Below are 15,791 nucleotides of genomic sequence, written 5' to 3'. Positions count from 1 at the left end.
CGCTCCTCGTCCATGACAGCTTCCGACCAGGACACCCCGGCCGCCGAGAACCCCGAGACGGACGAGCCCGACGAGGCGCCGGAGGAGGGCGAGGAGGAGGCGGAGGAGCCCGGCGACGGCATGACCCCCAAGCAGGCGCGGCGGCTGCGCGTGGCGGCCGCCTCCGTCCTGCTGGTGGTGATGGGCGTGATCCTGGTGGTCCGGCTCGCCAGCCGGACCTCCGTGCTCGTCGTGGGCGTCTACGGCCTCGCGATGATCCTCTGCGGCGTCGTCATCGAGCTGGCCCGCAACGGCCGCACCCGGCTGGGCACCTGGCTGCTGGTGGGCGGCCTCGCGGCCGCCCTCGCCTTCGACTGGCTGATCCTGCCCTGACGTTCAGAGGTCCAGGACGAGCTTCTTCCCGGCGCAGCGCGAGACGCAGATCAGCATCGAGTCCGCCCGCTCCGCGTCGGTGAGCAGCTCGTCCCGGTGGTCGACCTCGCCGTCCAGGACGGTCTGCCGGCAGGTGCCGCAGAAGCCCTGCGTGCAGGAGTACATGAGGCCCGGCACCTCCTCCCGCACGGCCGCGAGCACCGACTGGTCGGCGGCCACGGCCACCGTCCGCCCGGAGCGCCTCAGTTCGACCTCGAAGGGGGTGCCGCCGGCCGGGGCGAGCGCCGAGAAGCGCTCCAGGCGCGGGGTCCGTCCCTCCGGCATCGCGGCGGTGACGGCCTCCATCAGCCCCTCGGGGCCGCAGCAGTGGACGGCCGTCCCGGCGGGCACCGAGGCCAGGAAGGACAGGTCCGGCCGGCCGGCCTCGTCCTCCGCGACCACCGTCACCCGGTCCCGGCCGATCCGGAGCAGATCGGCCAGGTACGGCATGGTGGCGCGGGACCGGCCGCAGTAGACCAGCCGCCAGTCCGCGCCGGCCGCCTCGGCCGCCCGGACCATCGGCAGGACCGGGGTGATCCCGATGCCGCCGGCGACGAAGACGTACGCGGGGGAGGGGGCCAGCGGGAAGCGGTTGCGGGGGCCCCGGATCTCGATCTCGACGCCCTCGTGGAGCTGTTCGTGCACCTCGCGGGAGCCGCCCCGGCCGCCCCGCTCCTCCTCGACGAGCCGGGCCGCGATCCGGTAGACGTCCGCCTGGCCGGGGTCGCCGCAGAGCGAGTACTGCCGGACCCGGCCCGAGGGGAGCACGAGGTCGAGGTGGGCGCCCGGCTCCCAGGACGGCAGCCGCTCGCCCTCCAGGCGCAGTTCGACGACGCCCTCGGCGGGCACGGACCGGCCGGTGACGGTCACCCGGCGCGGGACGGTCGCCCCGCGCCCGTAGCCGGAGACCGGGGTCTCCAGGGACGGCAGCGGCCAGAGCGGCGCGCTGGTCATCCGGGAGCGGACCGCCCGGCGGACCAGGAGCGCGGCGCCGGCGACGAGGGCGACGGTGGTGAACCGGGCCATCAGCGGCCTCCGTTGGCGCCGGGGGAGGAGGCGAGGTAGGCCAGGGCCTGCGCGGTGTCGCCCTCCTGGGAGGGGTGGTAGGCGCGGCTGAGGTAGCGGGGGATCGAGCGCAGCACGTCGGGGGTGGCGGGCAGCACGCCCTCGCGGCCCCTGCGGTAGAAGTCCGCCCAGGACGCCTTGGGGTCGAGCAGGCCGGGGTCGTTCTCCAGGAAGAAGCGGACCCCGCGCTGCCAGAGGAAGACCAGCGCGCCGAAGGCGAGCGCCCAGGTGCGGGCGCGGCGCCGGTAGCCGCCGTCGAGGTGCATGAACAGCTCGAAGGCCACCGAGCGGTGCTCGACCTCCTCGGCGCCGTGCCAGCGCAGCAGGTCCATCATCATCGGGTCGGCGCCGCGCCGGTCCAGCTCCTCGGCGTTGAGGATCCAGTCGCCGAGGAAGGCGGTGTAGTGCTCGATCGCGGCGATCAGCGCGACCCGCTCCATCAGCCACCAGCGGCGCGGCCGGCCGGGCGGCAGCGTCCGGTCGCCGAGCAGCTTCTCGAAGAACCAGTCGACCTGCGCGGTGTACGGCGTCGGGTCGAGGCCCTGTGCGCGCAGGTGCGGCAGGACGTCGTCGTGCGCCTGCGAGTGCACGGCCTCCTGGCCGATGAAGCCGATGACGTCCTCGCGCAGCCGGTCGTCGGTGATGTACGGCAGCGCCTGCTGGTAGACGTGCACGAACCACCGCTCACCGGCCGGGAGCAGGAGGTGCAGCACGTTGATCGTGTGCGTGGTGAAGGGGTCGCCGGGAACCCAGTGGAGCGGGGTCTCCTGCCAGTCGAAGGCGACCTTGCGGGCCTTGAGCTCGACGTGTTCCGACGCCACCGGTGCAGGCTGCGTATTAGACATGCCGTCAATGTACTGAGGAGTAAGCACGGGGAACAGAGCCGTGCACTCCCTTTTTCGGCCCGCCGCGCGCCCCGCCGCGCGCCCCGTGCCGCGGGGCCTCGCGCACGGCCCCCGCCCCGCGCCCCGGTACGGCCCCCCAGCCGCGCCGGCTCACCGCAGGGCGGGCATCCGGCGGCCGTCCTCCAGGGTGGCGCTCAGCTCCGCACGGGCCCCCGCCGCCGCCTTCGCGGCCAGCACCGGGCCCTCGGCGCGGGCCGCCACCGCCCCCTTCACCTCCACCGAGGCCACGTCCGGGCCGCCCGCCGCCAGCACGTACCAGCCGCCGCCCGGCGCCTGCCACAGCGCCCCGGCCAGCACCCTCGGCTCCCGCACCCCGCACGCGGGCGCGTCCTGCGCGCGGGCGGCGAGCGCGGCCGGCGCCTTCCGGTCCGGCGGCAGGAACTGCGCGAGCACCCGGGTGCCGGTGCCCCGCCAGGTCTCCGCCCGGGTGCACACCCAGGCGGCCCGCCCCGCGCCCTCCGGCAGCGTCTGCCGGGCGAACCGCCAGGACCGCACCGAGCGCACCCCCTGCCCGAGGACCGTCGTCAGCCCGCACGCCGTCCGCGACCAGGTCTCCCGCGCCTCGCGGCCGGTGGCGTCCACGGGCCTGCCGGGGGGACCCCACAGCAGCCGGGCGGGCAGCAGCTCGCCGAGGTCGCCGAGCAGCCGGCCGCCGGAACCGTCCTCCACCTGGAGCGTGTTCCACCGCGCGCACTCCTTCGCGAGCGCCGGACTGGGCACGGCGTCGGTCACCCCGCGCGCGTCACGCCCCAGCGCCCACGGCTCCTTGCCGGGCATCAGCAGGTCCCGCACGGACGCGCCGGACACCCACGGGGCGGTCAGGTAGCGCACGTTGCCCGCCGCCCGCGTCACCACGACGGCGGCGGCCTCCGGGCCCTCCGCGCCGTCGGTCCGGGCGAAGTCCAGCGCGGCGCCCGCGCTCCCCTCCACCGGCTCGGCGTACCGCACGAGCCGCAGCCCGTCGTGGAAGAGCACCACCCGGGCCGCGTCCACCCGCCCCGCGAAGAGCAGCTGGGGCGGACCCATCGGCGGCCCGACCGGCGTGCCCGGCGTCGCCGACGACTCCACCGCCCCGCCGGGCCGCGCCCACACCGCGAGCGCCCGCCGCAGCAGCGGCGCGTCCCCGGCCAGCTCGCCGCGCGCGGGCCACACCGAGAAGTCCCGCCGTACGGCCCCGGGCCAGACCGCCGCGGCGACCCGCTTGACCGCCGCCGGGTCGAGGGCGGCCTCGGCGGCGGGGTTGCGGGCGTAACTCGGCGCCGCAGCACCGTTTCTGCCCCAGCCGTCCCCCGGGAGGCCGAGCAGCGCCCCGCACACCAGCAGCGCCACCACGCCCACCAGCACGGCCCGCCCGTGCTGCCGCCGCCGCAGCAGGTCCCCGGGTCGCGCCTGGAGGGTGCACGGATCGAACTCCGCGGACTCCAGCAGCGAGGCCCCGCTCAGCCGGCGCCCGGCCGGGGGAGCGGCGGGAGCGGGGGAGGGGCCGGGGGCTGCGGACGGGCCCGGAGCGGCCGGGGTGCGGCCCGGGCCCGCCTGCTCGGCCACCCGCTCGGGACGCTCGCCGCCGCGCGGCGCGGGCGCCGGCGGCGCGGACTCGGGGAGGTCCGGCTCCCCGTCCTCCAGCGCGGCCAGCTCGGCGAGCGCCGACTCCGGGTCCGGCGCCCCCGCCGCCGCGAGGACCCGCAGCACCTCCGCGTCGCCCTGCCGCTCCAGACCGCGCAGCACGTACGCGGCGCGGGCCGGGGCGGAGAGCCGGGAGAGCAGCTGGTCCAGGGCGAGTTCGTCCGCCCCGCCGGCCCGGGGGAAGAGCCGCAGCCCCCACACCTGCGGCAGCAGCGGCGGCAGCTGCGCCCGGCGCGGCACCGCGAACCGCCGCAGCGGCAGCCCGGCCACCAGGGCCTGCCGCAGCACCTCGCCCCGCACGTACGCGTACCCGGGATCCACCGCGTCCTCGGGCCGCCGGGGCTCCGGCACCGCGGGCCCGGGCACCCGCCGCCGCGGCAGGGCGCGCTGCACGAGCGCGTGCGCGGTCAGCACCCGCCGGTTGCGGCCCATCGTCGGCGGCAGGACCAGATAGGCGATGCGGACGAGGCGCGGATAGCGCTCGACGAGGGCGGCCTCGGCCTGCTCGACGTCGACGGGGCCCACGGGCGAGGGAACGAGATCCTGGGTGCTCACGTTCAGCAGAACGAGCGATTCTTCCGATGGTCACCCCGGCCGGCTCCCCGCCCCTCAGGCCGCGTACACCGTCAGGCGCTCGCGGATCAGCTCGGTGAGCTCGTCGGGCACGCCGAGCCCGTCCCGCACGTACGCCTCCATCGAGCCGTGCCGCTCCGCGACCTCCTCCAGCCCGGCGTCCAGGTACTCCGGCAGGACCCCGATCATCGCGAGCGCCAGCTCGGGGTCGCCGCCCTGGGTGACGAAGCCCTCGATCATCGGCGCGAACGCCAGCCGCACCGCCGGGTTGACCCCCAGGTACTCCTCCCGGACCGCCGCCTCGTCCGCCCCGAGCAGCGTGAGCACCACCGTCGCCGCCCAGCCCGTGCGGTCCTTGCCGGCCGTGCAGTGGAAGAGCAGCGGCCCCGCGCCGGGCGTGCCCAGCTCGGTGAGGAGGGCGCGGTAGGAGGCGCGGGCCGAGTCGCTGCTGACGAAGGCGCGGTAGGTGCGCCGCATCGCCTCGAGGATCCGGCCGCCGCCCAGGTGCCGTTCGGCCAGCGCCGGATCCGTGAGGAGCGTCTTGAGCCGGGCGGCCGGCGGCAGTCCGCTCGCGGCCAGGTGGTCGGCGAGCACGTCCGCGACGAGCAGCCGCGCCCCGTCGGGGAGCCGGTCGGGCCGGTCGGCCCGCTCGGCGGCGGTCCGCAGGTCGACGACGGTCCGCAGCTTCAGCCCGGCCACCACCGCCTCCTCCGGCTCCAGCCGGTCGAGCTGCGCCGAGCGCAGCACGAGCCCGGACCGGACGGACCGCCCGCCGCCCAGCGGCAGGCCGCCGAGGTCCCGGAGGTTGGCGACGGAGGTGGCGGGAATCGCGGGCATGGGCTCGGTCTCCAACCGTTGCGCGGCTTTCCTCCCGACCGTAGCGGCCCGCGCCGGACTCGGCACCACCAGCCAGGAGCGGGGGCGGCGCGGGCCCGGAGCGGACCTTTCCGTACCGCCGGTGGGCGGACCCCCGCCCCCTGGGGGACGGTCAGGGCAGGTACTTGTAGCCGACCCGCCGCACGGTCTGGATCGTGTGGCGGTGCTCGGCGCCCAGCTTGCGGCGCAGCCGGGCCACGTGGACGTCGACCGTGCGCCCGTCGCCCACGTGGCCGTACCCCCACACCGTCTGCACCAGCTGGTCGCGGGTGTGCACCCGGTGCGGGTGGGCCACGAGGTGGGCGAGCAGCTCGAACTCCAGGTACGTCAGGTCGAGCGCCCGTCCGTCGACGGTGGCGATCCGCCGTTCGCCGTCGATGCCGACCGGCCCCTCGGGGGCGGCCCCGGGTTCGGGCTCGGCCGGCGCGGGCGCCTGCCGGTCGGCCGGGAGCAGGACCAGGTAGCCGACCATCGGCGGCCGGCCCGGCAGCGCGGGCAGGGCGTGCGGCGGGGCGGGCAGCAGCGTGGCGCCCGGCGGCAGGAGGCCGGCGACCCGGGCGAGCCCGGCGGCCTCGTCGGGGGCGACGGCGCGCAGGCGGGGACGGGGAGCGGCAAGCGGGGCGGCGGCAGCCTGGGTGTGGGCCATGGGAGGACTCAGCTCTCTCGCGCGAGGTGCGGGACGGACCGGAGGTCGTACGTCATGCGTCATGCGCGTCGGCCGAAGGCCGGGGGACCGGAGTCTGCCGGTCGTGGCTTTAGGGGGCCGACGCGTTCCTCACGCGCCGACAGCACCGGTCGTAGTCGTGGTGCTGACGGGAAGGCCAGAACGGCTCGAGGTCGAGTCGACCCCTCGCGCTGTCGTTCCGCTCCTCGCTGGCCATATCCCTATTGAACCAGAAGGGAACGGACCTGAGCAGCCCCGGGGCGGCCAAATCCCCTGTCGTCCCGCCCACATGGCGAAAAGGGGCGCCCACCGTGCGGAACGGTGGGCGCCCCTTCACGGGAAGCGCGTCTGCGGGACGATCAGACCTGGCCGGCCTTGGCGAGCGCCTCGCAGCAGGTGTCCACGATGAGGCGGGTCACCACGTACGGGTCGACGTTCGCGTTCGGGCGGCGGTCCTCGATGTAGCCCTTCTGGTCCTGCTCGACCTGCCACGGGATGCGGACCGAGGCGCCGCGGTCCGAGACGCCGTAGGAGTACTCGTCCCACGGGGCGGTCTCGTGCAGGCCCGTCAGGCGCTCGTCGATGCCGGCGCCGTAGTTCTTGACGTGGTCGAGCGGCTTCGAGCCCTCGCCCAGCGACTCGCAGGCGGTGATGATCGCGTCGTAGCCCTCGCGCATCGCCTTGGTGGAGAAGTTGGTGTGCGCGCCCGCGCCGTTCCAGTCGCCCTTCACCGGCTTCGGGTCGAGCGTCGCGGCGACGTCGAAGTCCTCGGCCGTGCGGTAGAGCAGCCAGCGGGCCACCCACAGCTGGTCGGAGACCTCCAGCGGGGACAGCGGGCCGACCTGGAACTCCCACTGGCCGGGCATGACCTCGGCGTTGATGCCGGAGATGCCGAGACCGGCGGTGAGGCAGTTCTCCAGGTGCGCCTCGACGATCGGACGGCCGTGGATCTCGTCCACGCCGACGCCGCAGTAGTAGCCGCCCTGCGGGGCCGGGAAGCCGTTGACCGGGAAGCCGAGCGGGCGGGTGCCCTCGAAGAAGGTGTACTCCTGCTCGATGCCGAAGATCGGCTCCTGCGCGCCGTACTTCGCGGCGACCTCGGCCAGCGCGGCACGGGTGTTGGACTCGTGCGGCGTCATGTCCGTGTTGAGGACCTCGCACAGCACCAGGACGTCGTTGCCGCCGCGGATCGGGTCCGGGCAGGAGAAGACCGGCTTGAGGACGCGGTCCGAGGCGTGGCCCTTGGCCTGGTTGGTGCTGGAACCGTCGAAGCCCCAGATCGGCAGCTCCGCCAGCGGCAGGCCCTCGCCCGCGATGATCTTCGTCTTGGAGCGAAGCTTCGCGGTCGGCTCGGTGCCGTCGATCCAGATGTACTCAGCCTTGAAGGTCACGGGGTCATCCTTAGGGCGTGGCGTGCTGCTGCGGGTGTCCGCGGCGGCTCGCGGCGCTGCGAGAAGCTGCGGGGCGGCGGCGGACGCCGGCCGGTGACCCGGCCCGCCGCCCGTTGGCGCCTTTCGTGTGACCGCAGCTTCGCAACACGGGATTTCCCTTCGGTTGCCCGTTTGTGAACCCCGTGTTACTCAGCCTTCCCGCGTTTCGCGCGCCGCCTGTGCGAGACCGTGCGCGTCGAGCAGCGCGCCGAAGCCGGCCGCGCGGATCCGCCGGACCAGCTCCTCGCGCGAGGTGCCCAGCGCCTCGGCCGTCCGGCCCGGGTGCCAGTCGCAGGAGGCCAGCCTGCGGAGCAGGTAACCCCTCCTGACCTGCGCGTCCGACAGCCGGAAGGTCTTCAGGTAGGCCGTCCGCCCCTTGTGGTCGGTGATCAGTTCGCCGATGTGCTGCTCCCGGCCGTCCCGCAGGAACGGCGGCAGGAACCGGTACAGCGCGAACCGCCCCGTCCGCCGCACCCGCTCGAAGGCGTACGGCGTCTCCAGCAGGTCGCGCGCCATCAGCCCGTCGTGCGCCACCGCCCAGCGCCGCTCCTGCTCCCGGGCCGCCGCCCGCAGGTCCGCGAGGTCCCGGACGCCACCCGCGCCGTCCCGGATCCGGGACGCGAACTCCGGCACCGGAGCGCCGTAGTGCGCGTACTGGTGCACCAGCTCGCCGAACAGGTCCTCCACCAGCGTCGGGTGCAGCAGCCGGTAGTCCTCCGGGTGGGGGACGACGAAGGCGGCGGCCAGCGCGTCCGCCGCGTACACCAGCACCCCGCACTGGCCCGGGTGCACCTCGAAGACCCGCAGCGCCTCCGCGAGCCCCGGCACGTCCACGCCCGCGTACGCCGCCTCCGCCCGCGGCGACAGGCCCCGCCGCAGCGCCTCCCGCGACCACTCCTGCCACAGCACGGACGGACCGCCGAAGTGCAGCGAGAGGTACCCCTCCAGGGCGAGGTGGAGCGGCAGGAACCGCAGCCGCCGCTCGCCGCGCCGCTGCTTGGCGAGCCGGTGGTGCGGGGCGCGCAGCGGCACGGCGGCCGGCGGTCCGTCCCCGAGCCGGGTGCCGTACGCCGCCTCCTCCCGCTCCGCCCCCGACCAGTCCGCGACGAAGCCGTGCGGGATGTAGGAGGTGTAGGCGGTGCCGTCCCCGACGTCGACGGACGAGGACCCGTCCCGGCGGGTCCGCCCGTACGCCTCCCGGTGCAGCCGCAGCCCCTCGACCGGCTCGGCCCGCACCAGCGGCACCAGGCGGATCCCGCCCCACACCTGCGAGGGCCGCACGCCGAGCCCGGTCAGGTCGATCCGCGTCACGCCCTCTCCCCCTTCGCGTGCGCCGCGAGGAAGTCCGCCACCCGCCGGTCCAGATAGGCGCGCAGCTCCGTCAGCCCGGTCCGCCCCTCGGCGAACCCGGCGATCTCCACCAGCGCCGGCAGGTCCTCCGCGTCCCGGATGCCGACCGCCGGCACCGAGGGCCCCAGCCGGCGCACGTCGAACACCCCCGCGTCGTATACGGGGTTCACGTGGACCGCCGCCGTCCGCCGCCCCGGATCCAGCCGGGTCCGCCAGACCCGCAGCACCTCGCCCGCGAGCCCCGGCGGCGCGTTGTCCCAGCCGTCCGAGACGATCACCAGCCGGTCGGGCCCGCCGTCGAGCGCGTCGAGGATCCGCAGCCCCAGCGGCGTGGGCCCGTACGGCCGGACCAGCAGCGGATCCGTACCGCCCGAGGTCCACAGACCGGTGTACGCCCCCGGCGCCGCCAGCGCCTCCAGGAGGAAGTGGCAGCCGAGCGCCACGGCCAGCGGCCGGCGCCGCTTCACCGCCGAACCCGACGAGGAGAAGCTGTCGTCCAGGACGGCCGCGACCCGCCCCCAGCTCCCCGCGTACGGCCCCGCCGCCCGCCGCGCCGCCGCCCGCAGCGCCCCCGTCAGCTCGGCCCGCCGCTCCGCCCGCTCCGCGAACGGCAGCGCCAGCACGTACAGCGCCAGCCGGGTCAGCGGCATCCCGCCCAGCGCGGTCGCCGGCCCGGCGCCCCGCCCGGCGGCCCGCTCGGTCCGCAGCCGCTCCAGCCGGGTCATCCGGGGCGCGATCCGCTCCAGGAAGACCGCCCGGTCCACCCCGTGCTTCGCCGCGAAGCCCTCCGCGACGGTGAACGGCAGCCCGTACAGCGCGCCCTCCTCGTACCGGGCCCGCCGGCAGGCCTCCAGCATCGGGTGCGCGTACCGCGTCCGGCGCCCGGGCGCGAAGAGGAAGTCGTTGGTCTCGGCGTCGGCGGCCGGCAGGTGCGCGTGCCGCAGCGCGGTCTTCACCCCGGTCCGGTACTTCACGGCGTCCAGCGCCGGATCGGGCCGCGCGGCCAGCCACTCGCGCGTGATCGCGCGCGTCCGCCGGTTGTTCACCCCCGCGGCGCGCAGCACCCGGAACAGCCGGTACACCCGCTGCGGGGCCATCCGCGCCAGCCGGGCCGCGACCAGCCGCCCCTCTCCCTCACCCGCCTCGCCCGGCGTCCGCAGCAGCTGCTCGACGACGAGCGCGGCGTTGTGGTCGTTGATGTCGAGCGCCAGGCACGCCGCGTACAGCGGCCGGTAGTTGACCCGCACGTACGCGTGGAGGAAGTCGAGCGACAGCCGCTGCTCGGCGGCGGACGACCGGAACTCCCGCTGCCCCGTGGCGGTCACGGCCGCGTTGACGAACAGCAGCACGTCCTCGGCGGCGACGAGCTCGGACACGGCGGGCCCCCTTCTCGCGCGTCGGCGTGCCGGCCGGGGAGAGGAAGCGCGATCAGCGAAGACGTTGCTTTACGAGGCAGGTATCGGAAGTCGCACCGAAGTCCCGCGGCCGGCACCCGAGCAAACTAACACCGGCCCGGGGGCGCCGGGCCAGCGGATTTCCAAGCCGTGGACCACGGGCGCGAGCGATCCGCCCGTGGACGACGAGGGCCCCGGGCCCGGCCCTGTGGACGGCGGAGGCCCCCGGGGTCCGGCCCGTGGACAACGGGGACCCCGGGCCCCGGGCCGGGCAGACTGGCCCCATGGCGCATCACTCCCTCCCCGACCGCCCCCGCATCGGCCTCCTCGGCACCGGCCCCTGGGCCGCCCGCACCCACGCCCCGGCGCTCGCCGCCCACGAGGGCGTCGAGTTCGCGGGGGTGTGGGGCAGGCGTCCCGAGGCGGCCGCCGAACTGGCCGCCGCCTCCGGCACGCGCGCGTACGAAGACCTGGACGCCCTCCTCGACGCCTGCGACGCCGTCGCGGTCGCGCTCCCGCCGGACGTCCAGGCGCCGATCGCCGCCCGCGCGGCCCGGGCCGGCCGCCACCTGCTGCTCGACAAGCCCCTCGCCACGACGGTCACGGCCGCCCGCGAGGTCGTCGACGCGGCGGACGCCGCGGGCGTCGCCTCGGTCGTCTTCTGCACCCTGCGCTTCGCCCCGGAGACGGCCCGCTGGATCGAGGAGCGGCGGGCCGAGGGCGGCTGGTACGTCGCCGAGGCCCGCTGGCTCGGCTCCCTCTACGCCCCCGGCTCCGACAGCCCGTACGCGGCCTCCCCGTGGCGCCGCGACAAGGGCGGCCTGTGGGACGTGGGCCCGCACGTCCTCTCCGTCCTGCTCCCGGTCCTCGGCGAGGTGACCGCCCTGACGGCGGCGAGGGGCCCGGAGGACACCCACCACCTGGTCCTCCGCCACGCCTCGGGCGCGAGCAGCACGGCGACCCTGAGCCTGAGCGCCCCGCCGCCCGCGGCGGGCGCGTCGCTCACCCTGCTCGGCACGGCGGGCCGCGCCGAGCTGCCGCCGTGGAACGGCGCGGCCGACGCCTACGCCCACGCCGTCGACGCCCTCCTCGCGGCGGCGGCCACCGGCACCCCCCACCCCTGCGACGCCCGCTTCGCCCTCCGCCTCACCGAACTCCTCACGGAGGCCCAGACCCGCGCGGAAGCCCGCTGACGGCCCCGGCCGGGGACCGCTAACCCCGGCCGATGGCGTCCCGCACGGCCTCCTCCGACCGCCCGACGACGGCGCTGCCGTCGTCGGCGGTGATGAGGGGCCGCTGGATGAGCCTCGGGTGCGCGGACAGCGCCTCGATCCACCGCTCGCGGTCCTCCGGCTCCCGCCCCCACTCCTTCACCCCGAGCTCCCGGGCCTCGGCCTCTCCGGCCCGCGTGATGTCCCACGGCTCCAGCCCCAGCCGTCCGAGAACGTCCCGGATCTCCTCCGCGGAGGGCACGTCCTCCAGGTACTTCCGGACGGTGTACCCGGCCCCCTCCGCGTCGAGCAGGGTGAGGGCGCTCCGGCACTTGGAACAGGCGGGATTGATCCAGATCTCCATCCCCCGAAGTTACCCCGAACCCCGTCCGACCAGGCCCGATTGTCAGTGCTTGCGCCTAAAATAGGAGCTGAAGGCAAGGGCCCCGGGGAGGGCCCCCGCCACCGTTCGCCAGGAGGTAGCCCATGGCAGCAGCCGTGATCCGCAGGCCGTCCATCGAACCCTTCACGCCCCTCCAGAAGAAGGCCCTCCCGGCCGGCCGCCCGCGCGAGTGGTACGTCACCCACAACCGCCGCCTCAAGGCGATGCGCCTCGCCATCGCCCTGCTCGACTCGGGCGTCTACGTCCCGTCGAAGGCCACGAACGCGACGATCCGCACCATGGCCGAGCGCATAGGCATCCACCCGCCCTCCGACACCACCTGCCGCCTGGTCCGCACCCTCATCCGCTACAACCGCTGACGCGGGGGGACCGAGGGGGGACCGAAGCGTGAGGACGGCGAAGGCCGCCGCCCCGGGGTTCCGGGACGGCGGCCTTCTGCGTGGGCGTCGGTGCGCCGCGCGGTTTAGAGGTCGTAGTAGAGCTCGAACTCGTGCGGGTGCGGGCGCAGCTGGATCGGGGCGATCTCGTGGGTGCGCTTGTAGTCGATCCAGGTCTCGATCAGGTCGGAGGTGAAGACGCCGCCGGCCTGGAGGTACTCGTTGTCCTCCTCCAGGGCCTTGAGGACGGCCTCCAGGTTGGTCGGGACCTGCGGGACGCTCGCGTGCTCCTCGGGAGCCAGCTCGTAGAGGTCCTTGTCGATCGGCTCCATGGGCTCGATCTTGTTCTTGACGCCGTCGAGGCCCGCGAGGAGGAGGGCGGAGAAGGCGAGGTACGGGTTCGACGACGGGTCCGGCGCGCGGAACTCGACGCGCTTGGCCTTCGGGTTCGAGCCCGTGATCGGGATGCGCATGGCGGCGGAGCGGTTGCGCTGCGAGTAGACCAGGTTGACCGGCGCCTCGAAGCCCGGGACCAGGCGGTGGTAGGAGTTCACCGTCGGGTTGGTGAAGGCGAGCAGCGACGGGGCGTGCTTGAGGATGCCGCCGATGTAGTAGCGCGCGGTGTCCGACAGGCCCGCGTAACCGGCCTCGTCGTAGAAGAGCGGGGCGCCGCCCGACCACAGCGACTGGTGGACGTGCATGCCCGAGCCGTTGTCGCCGAAGATCGGCTTCGGCATGAAGGTCGCGGACTTGCCGTTCCGCCAGGCGACGTTCTTGATGATGTACTTGAACAGCATCAGGTCGTCGGCCGAGGCGAGCAGCGTGTTGAACTTGTAGTTGATCTCGGCCTGGCCGGCGGTGCCGACCTCGTGGTGCTGGCGCTCGACCTGGAGGCCGACCTTCTCCAGCTCCAGGGACATCTCGGAGCGAAGGTCGGCGAAGTGGTCGACCGGCGGGGCCGGGAAGTAGCCGCCCTTGTAGCGGACCTTGTAGCCGCGGTTGTTCTCCTCCGCACCGGTGTTCCAGGCGCCGGCCTCGGAGTCGATGTGGTAGAAGCCCTGGTTCGCGGAGGTCTCGAAGCGGACCGAGTCGAACACGTAGAACTCGGCCTCGGGGCCGAAGTACGCGGTGTCGGCGATGCCGGTGGAGGCGAGGTACGCCTCGGCCTTCTTCGCGATGTTCCGCGGGTCGCGGCTGTAGGCCTCGCCCGTGATCGGGTCGTGGATGAAGAAGTTGATGTTGAGCGTCTTGTCGCGGCGGAACGGGTCCAGGCGGGCCGTGGAGAGGTCCGCGCGCAGCGACATGTCGGACTCGTGGATGGCCTGGAAGCCGCGGATCGACGAGCCGTCGAAGGCCAGCTCCTCGGACGGGTCGAAGGCCGTCGCCGGGATCGAGAAGTGCTGCATCACGCCGGGAAGGTCGCAGAAGCGGACGTCGACCATCTTGACGTCCTCGTCCTTGATGAACTTCGCGACCTCTTCGGCGTTCTGGAACCCGTGCTTGGACATCCAACTCCTCCTACTCCCGGCCCGGGGAGGGGCGGGGTTGCAGCTCGGTGATGCGGCCAGTGCGGTGGCGCACGCTCGGACCCGACCCTAGGCAGTCGGGATTTCTCAAGCATGACCCATTTGTTTCGTCGAAGTTAACCGGGACGGTTGCGGCCGGCTCGTGTCGTGCCCCATCCGCACCCGGACCGAAGTGATCGAAAACGGGCGCAGTACGGTGGTCGGGTGGACAACAGGCAAGCACTCGGATCGTGGCTCTCCGGCCCCCGCGCCGCGGCGGAGCAAGCAGGTGTGGACTTCGGCTACCGGGGGCAGCAGCTGGGCCTCCCCGAGGAAGGGCCCGGCTCCATCGCCCGCCCGGGGGCGCGGCTGGGCGCGCTCGCCGTGGACTGGGGGCTGTGTCTGCTGATCGCATACGGTCTCATCACCGACGGCTACGGGCAGGCGACCAGCAACTGGGCCCTGCTCATCCTGTTCGTCCTGAACGCCCTGACCGTCGGCACCGTCGGCGCCACCCCGGGCAAGCTCCTCTTCCGCCTGCGGGTCGTCTCGGCCGCGGGCGGCCGCCTCTCGCTGCCCCGCGCCGTGCTCCGCGCCGCCCTCACCTGCCTGGCGATCCCCGCCCTCGTCTGGGACCGGGACGGCCGCGGCCTCCACGACCGCTTCTCCGGCGCCGTCCAGGTCCGGGCCTGAGCCCGGGACCCGCGCGCCGAAAAGGCGGTGCCCCGGACCTCGAAGGTCCGGGGCACCGCCTTTTCCGGTCGTGGCGCGCGTCAGCGCATCTTTCCGCCGCGCGGCATCTTCATGCCCTTGGGCATCGGGCCCTTCGGCAGCGGCATGTTGCTCATGAGGTCGCCCATCGCCCGCAGCCGGTCGTTGGCCGCCGTCACCTGGGGGCCGCTGAGCAGCCGGGGCAGCTTCAGCATCTTGGTGCGGACCTTCTTGAGGGGGACCTGGCCCTGCTCCTCGTCGTTGCCGACGACGATGTCCGTCACCGGCACGTCGACCAGGATGCGGGCCATCTTCTTCTTCTCCGCCACGAGGAGCGGCTTCAGCCGGTTCGGGTTGCCCTCGCCGACCAGGACGATGCCCTGGCGGCCGACCGCCCGGTGCACGACGTCCTGGCTGCGGTTCATCGCGACCGCGGGGGTCACCGTCCAGCCGCGCCCGATGTTCTGCAGCACCGCCGCGGCGGCGCCCGGCTGGCCCTCCATCTGCCCGAAGGCGGCCCGCTCGGCGCGCCGTCCGAAGACGATCGCCATCGCCAGGAACGCCAGGACGAAGCCCAGGATGCCCAGGTAGACCGGGTGCCCGATCAGGAAGCCGATACCGAGGAGGACACCGAGTACGACGATGCCCACGCCGGCCACGACGAGCCCGACCTTGGGATCGGCCTTCCGGGTCATCTTGTACGTGAGGGCGATCTGCTTCAGTCGCCCTGGGTTCGCGGCGTCAGCGCCGCCCGTGTTTGCCTTCCTCGCCATGCCTTGAAGTCTACGTGGCCCGGGACGTCCGGCCGGACGCGGCCTCCAGGACGTCCTGGGCCTCGATGCGGTCCTTGGCGCGGCGGCGGTCCTCCAGGACGGAGGTCCAGGCGTTGCGGCGGGCGGTGCGCTGTCCGGCGCCCAGGAAGAGGGCCTCGACGGCCCGCAGGGCGCCGGTGACGGACGGAAGGGCACTGGCGCGGACGTGCGTCGACGCGGCCGGCATGAGGGGTCCTCTCTCGCGTGCGGATGAGACGAGGTGGGGGAGCGGGCTGGTGGTGGCGGTGTGTTCCACCATGCTCACAGAACGGTGTTACCAGGGCATGACCCGGCGGTCAAACACAGATGAAACGCCGGCGCGGACCCCCGTACGGCGGAGCGGCCCGTACCGCCCCGCTGAACTGCGGGGCCGTACGGGCCGCCCTCCCGGTACGCGTTGCCTACCGGTAACCGCCTGTGCGGCGACTCACACGACCGGCAGGCCGGCCGCGGCCGCGCCGCGCTTCTCCGGGCTTCCGGT

General features: G+C 74.6%; 16 protein-coding genes. 4 read left to right on the top strand and 12 right to left on the bottom strand.

The genetic code is table 11. The annotated features are described in order from the left end of the window. The first annotated feature begins 12 nt into the window (after positions 1-12). A complete protein-coding gene (locus ACF1ED_RS12665) occupies positions 13-372 on the top strand; it encodes a hypothetical protein (RefSeq protein WP_391759456.1) in 360 nt (119 codons plus the stop codon). A gap of 3 nt (positions 373-375) precedes the next feature. Here ACF1ED_RS12665 and ACF1ED_RS12660 read toward each other — a convergent pair whose 3' ends face one another. The 8 genes from ACF1ED_RS12660 to ACF1ED_RS12625 all read right to left on the bottom strand — a co-directional run bounded on the left by ACF1ED_RS12660 (position 376) and on the right by ACF1ED_RS12625 (position 10,273). Continuing rightward, on the bottom strand, positions 376-1,437 hold the full coding sequence (locus ACF1ED_RS12660; RefSeq protein WP_391759454.1) for a PDR/VanB family oxidoreductase: 1,062 nt from the start codon (positions 1,435-1,437) through the stop codon (positions 376-378). Then, positions 1,437-2,321, bottom strand: coding sequence for a metal-dependent hydrolase (locus ACF1ED_RS12655; protein WP_391759452.1), 885 nt, complete (start codon positions 2,319-2,321; stop codon positions 1,437-1,439). Before ACF1ED_RS12655 ends, ACF1ED_RS12660 begins: the two co-directional genes overlap by 1 nt. Before the next feature lie 150 nt (positions 2,322-2,471). Beyond that, complete coding sequence (locus ACF1ED_RS12650) at positions 2,472-4,559, bottom strand: hypothetical protein (protein ID WP_391759450.1); 2,088 nt, start codon at positions 4,557-4,559, stop codon at positions 2,472-2,474. A gap of 54 nt (positions 4,560-4,613) precedes the next feature. Next, positions 4,614-5,414 (bottom strand): tyrosine-protein phosphatase, encoded by an 801-nt coding sequence (locus tag ACF1ED_RS12645; protein ID WP_391759448.1) that lies wholly within the window; start codon positions 5,412-5,414, stop codon positions 4,614-4,616. A 151-nt stretch (positions 5,415-5,565) separates the two neighbouring features. Next, positions 5,566-6,099, bottom strand: coding sequence for a winged helix-turn-helix domain-containing protein (locus ACF1ED_RS12640; protein WP_391759446.1), 534 nt, complete (start codon positions 6,097-6,099; stop codon positions 5,566-5,568). Positions 6,100-6,476: 377 nt separating this feature from the next. Further along, positions 6,477-7,508: a glutamine synthetase gene (gene glnII, locus ACF1ED_RS12635; RefSeq protein WP_391759444.1), complete on the bottom strand. Its 1,032-nt coding sequence runs from the start codon at positions 7,506-7,508 to the stop codon at positions 6,477-6,479. Positions 7,509-7,697: 189 nt separating this feature from the next. After that, a complete protein-coding gene (locus ACF1ED_RS12630; RefSeq protein ID WP_391759442.1) occupies positions 7,698-8,858 on the bottom strand; it encodes a hypothetical protein in 1,161 nt (386 codons plus the stop codon). After that, positions 8,855-10,273 carry a hypothetical protein gene (locus tag ACF1ED_RS12625; RefSeq protein WP_391759440.1) on the bottom strand — a complete coding sequence of 473 codons (1,419 nt, stop codon included), beginning with the start codon at positions 10,271-10,273 and terminating at the stop codon, positions 8,855-8,857. Before ACF1ED_RS12625 ends, ACF1ED_RS12630 begins: the two co-directional genes overlap by 4 nt. Before the next feature lie 302 nt (positions 10,274-10,575). Between ACF1ED_RS12625 and ACF1ED_RS12620 the strand changes: the two genes are divergently transcribed. Continuing rightward, positions 10,576-11,484, top strand: coding sequence for a Gfo/Idh/MocA family protein (locus ACF1ED_RS12620; protein ID WP_391759438.1), 909 nt, complete (start codon positions 10,576-10,578; stop codon positions 11,482-11,484). A 19-nt stretch (positions 11,485-11,503) separates the two neighbouring features. On the opposite strand, the gene ACF1ED_RS12615 is transcribed toward ACF1ED_RS12620, so the two are convergent. Then, on the bottom strand, positions 11,504-11,866 hold the full coding sequence (locus tag ACF1ED_RS12615; protein WP_391759436.1) for an ArsC/Spx/MgsR family protein: 363 nt from the start codon (positions 11,864-11,866) through the stop codon (positions 11,504-11,506). 122 nt (positions 11,867-11,988) lie between these two features. Here ACF1ED_RS12615 and ACF1ED_RS12610 point away from each other — a divergent pair, with 122 nt between their 5' ends. After that, positions 11,989-12,264, top strand: coding sequence for a hypothetical protein (locus ACF1ED_RS12610; protein ID WP_391759434.1), 276 nt, complete (start codon positions 11,989-11,991; stop codon positions 12,262-12,264). 104 nt (positions 12,265-12,368) lie between these two features. Here the strand turns inward: ACF1ED_RS12610 and glnA are convergent, their stop codons facing one another. Further along, entirely contained in the window at positions 12,369-13,790 is a 1,422-nt protein-coding gene (gene glnA, locus ACF1ED_RS12605; RefSeq protein ID WP_391759432.1) for a type I glutamate--ammonia ligase, read from the bottom strand. Between the two features lie 222 nt (positions 13,791-14,012). Between glnA and ACF1ED_RS12600 the strand changes: the two genes are divergently transcribed. Further along, positions 14,013-14,480 carry an RDD family protein gene (locus tag ACF1ED_RS12600; RefSeq protein ID WP_391759430.1) on the top strand — a complete coding sequence of 156 codons (468 nt, stop codon included), beginning with the start codon at positions 14,013-14,015 and terminating at the stop codon, positions 14,478-14,480. 80 nt (positions 14,481-14,560) lie between these two features. Here the strand turns inward: ACF1ED_RS12600 and ACF1ED_RS12595 are convergent, their stop codons facing one another. Together ACF1ED_RS12595 and ACF1ED_RS12590 are read right to left on the bottom strand one after the other, a co-directional pair. Continuing rightward, entirely contained in the window at positions 14,561-15,271 is a 711-nt protein-coding gene (locus ACF1ED_RS12595) for a DUF4191 domain-containing protein (protein WP_391759429.1), read from the bottom strand. Between the two features lie 10 nt (positions 15,272-15,281). Then, positions 15,282-15,497 (bottom strand): hypothetical protein, encoded by a 216-nt coding sequence (locus ACF1ED_RS12590; protein ID WP_391759427.1) that lies wholly within the window; start codon positions 15,495-15,497, stop codon positions 15,282-15,284. Positions 15,498-15,791: the final 294 nt, after the last annotated feature.

The sequence above is a fragment of the Streptomyces sp. NPDC014656 genome (assembly GCF_043084305.1).
Lineage (GTDB): Bacteria > Actinomycetota > Actinomycetes > Streptomycetales > Streptomycetaceae > Streptomyces.
Note: the sequence above shows the minus strand (reverse complement) of the source record. Positions and strands in the feature narration are given on the sequence as shown.

Excerpts from the sequence above, each read along its gene's own strand:
- ACF1ED_RS12590 (WP_391759427.1), bottom strand. The coding sequence starts at position 15,497 with ATGCCGGCCGCGTCGACGCACGTCCGCGCCAGTGCCCTTCCGTCCGTC.
- ACF1ED_RS12595 (WP_391759429.1), bottom strand. The coding sequence starts at position 15,271 with ATGGCGAGGAAGGCAAACACGGGCGGCGCTGACGCCGCGAACCCAGGG.
- ACF1ED_RS12660 (WP_391759454.1), bottom strand. The coding sequence starts at position 1,437 with ATGGCCCGGTTCACCACCGTCGCCCTCGTCGCCGGCGCCGCGCTCCTG.
- ACF1ED_RS12640 (WP_391759446.1), bottom strand. The coding sequence starts at position 6,099 with ATGGCCCACACCCAGGCTGCCGCCGCCCCGCTTGCCGCTCCCCGTCCC.
- ACF1ED_RS12645 (WP_391759448.1), bottom strand. The coding sequence starts at position 5,414 with ATGCCCGCGATTCCCGCCACCTCCGTCGCCAACCTCCGGGACCTCGGC.
- ACF1ED_RS12665 (WP_391759456.1), top strand. The coding sequence starts at position 13 with ATGACAGCTTCCGACCAGGACACCCCGGCCGCCGAGAACCCCGAGACG.
- ACF1ED_RS12615 (WP_391759436.1), bottom strand. The coding sequence starts at position 11,866 with ATGGAGATCTGGATCAATCCCGCCTGTTCCAAGTGCCGGAGCGCCCTC.
- glnA (WP_391759432.1), bottom strand. The coding sequence starts at position 13,790 with ATGTCCAAGCACGGGTTCCAGAACGCCGAAGAGGTCGCGAAGTTCATC.
- ACF1ED_RS12620 (WP_391759438.1), top strand. The coding sequence starts at position 10,576 with ATGGCGCATCACTCCCTCCCCGACCGCCCCCGCATCGGCCTCCTCGGC.
- ACF1ED_RS12655 (WP_391759452.1), bottom strand. The coding sequence starts at position 2,321 with ATGTCTAATACGCAGCCTGCACCGGTGGCGTCGGAACACGTCGAGCTC.
- ACF1ED_RS12610 (WP_391759434.1), top strand. The coding sequence starts at position 11,989 with ATGGCAGCAGCCGTGATCCGCAGGCCGTCCATCGAACCCTTCACGCCC.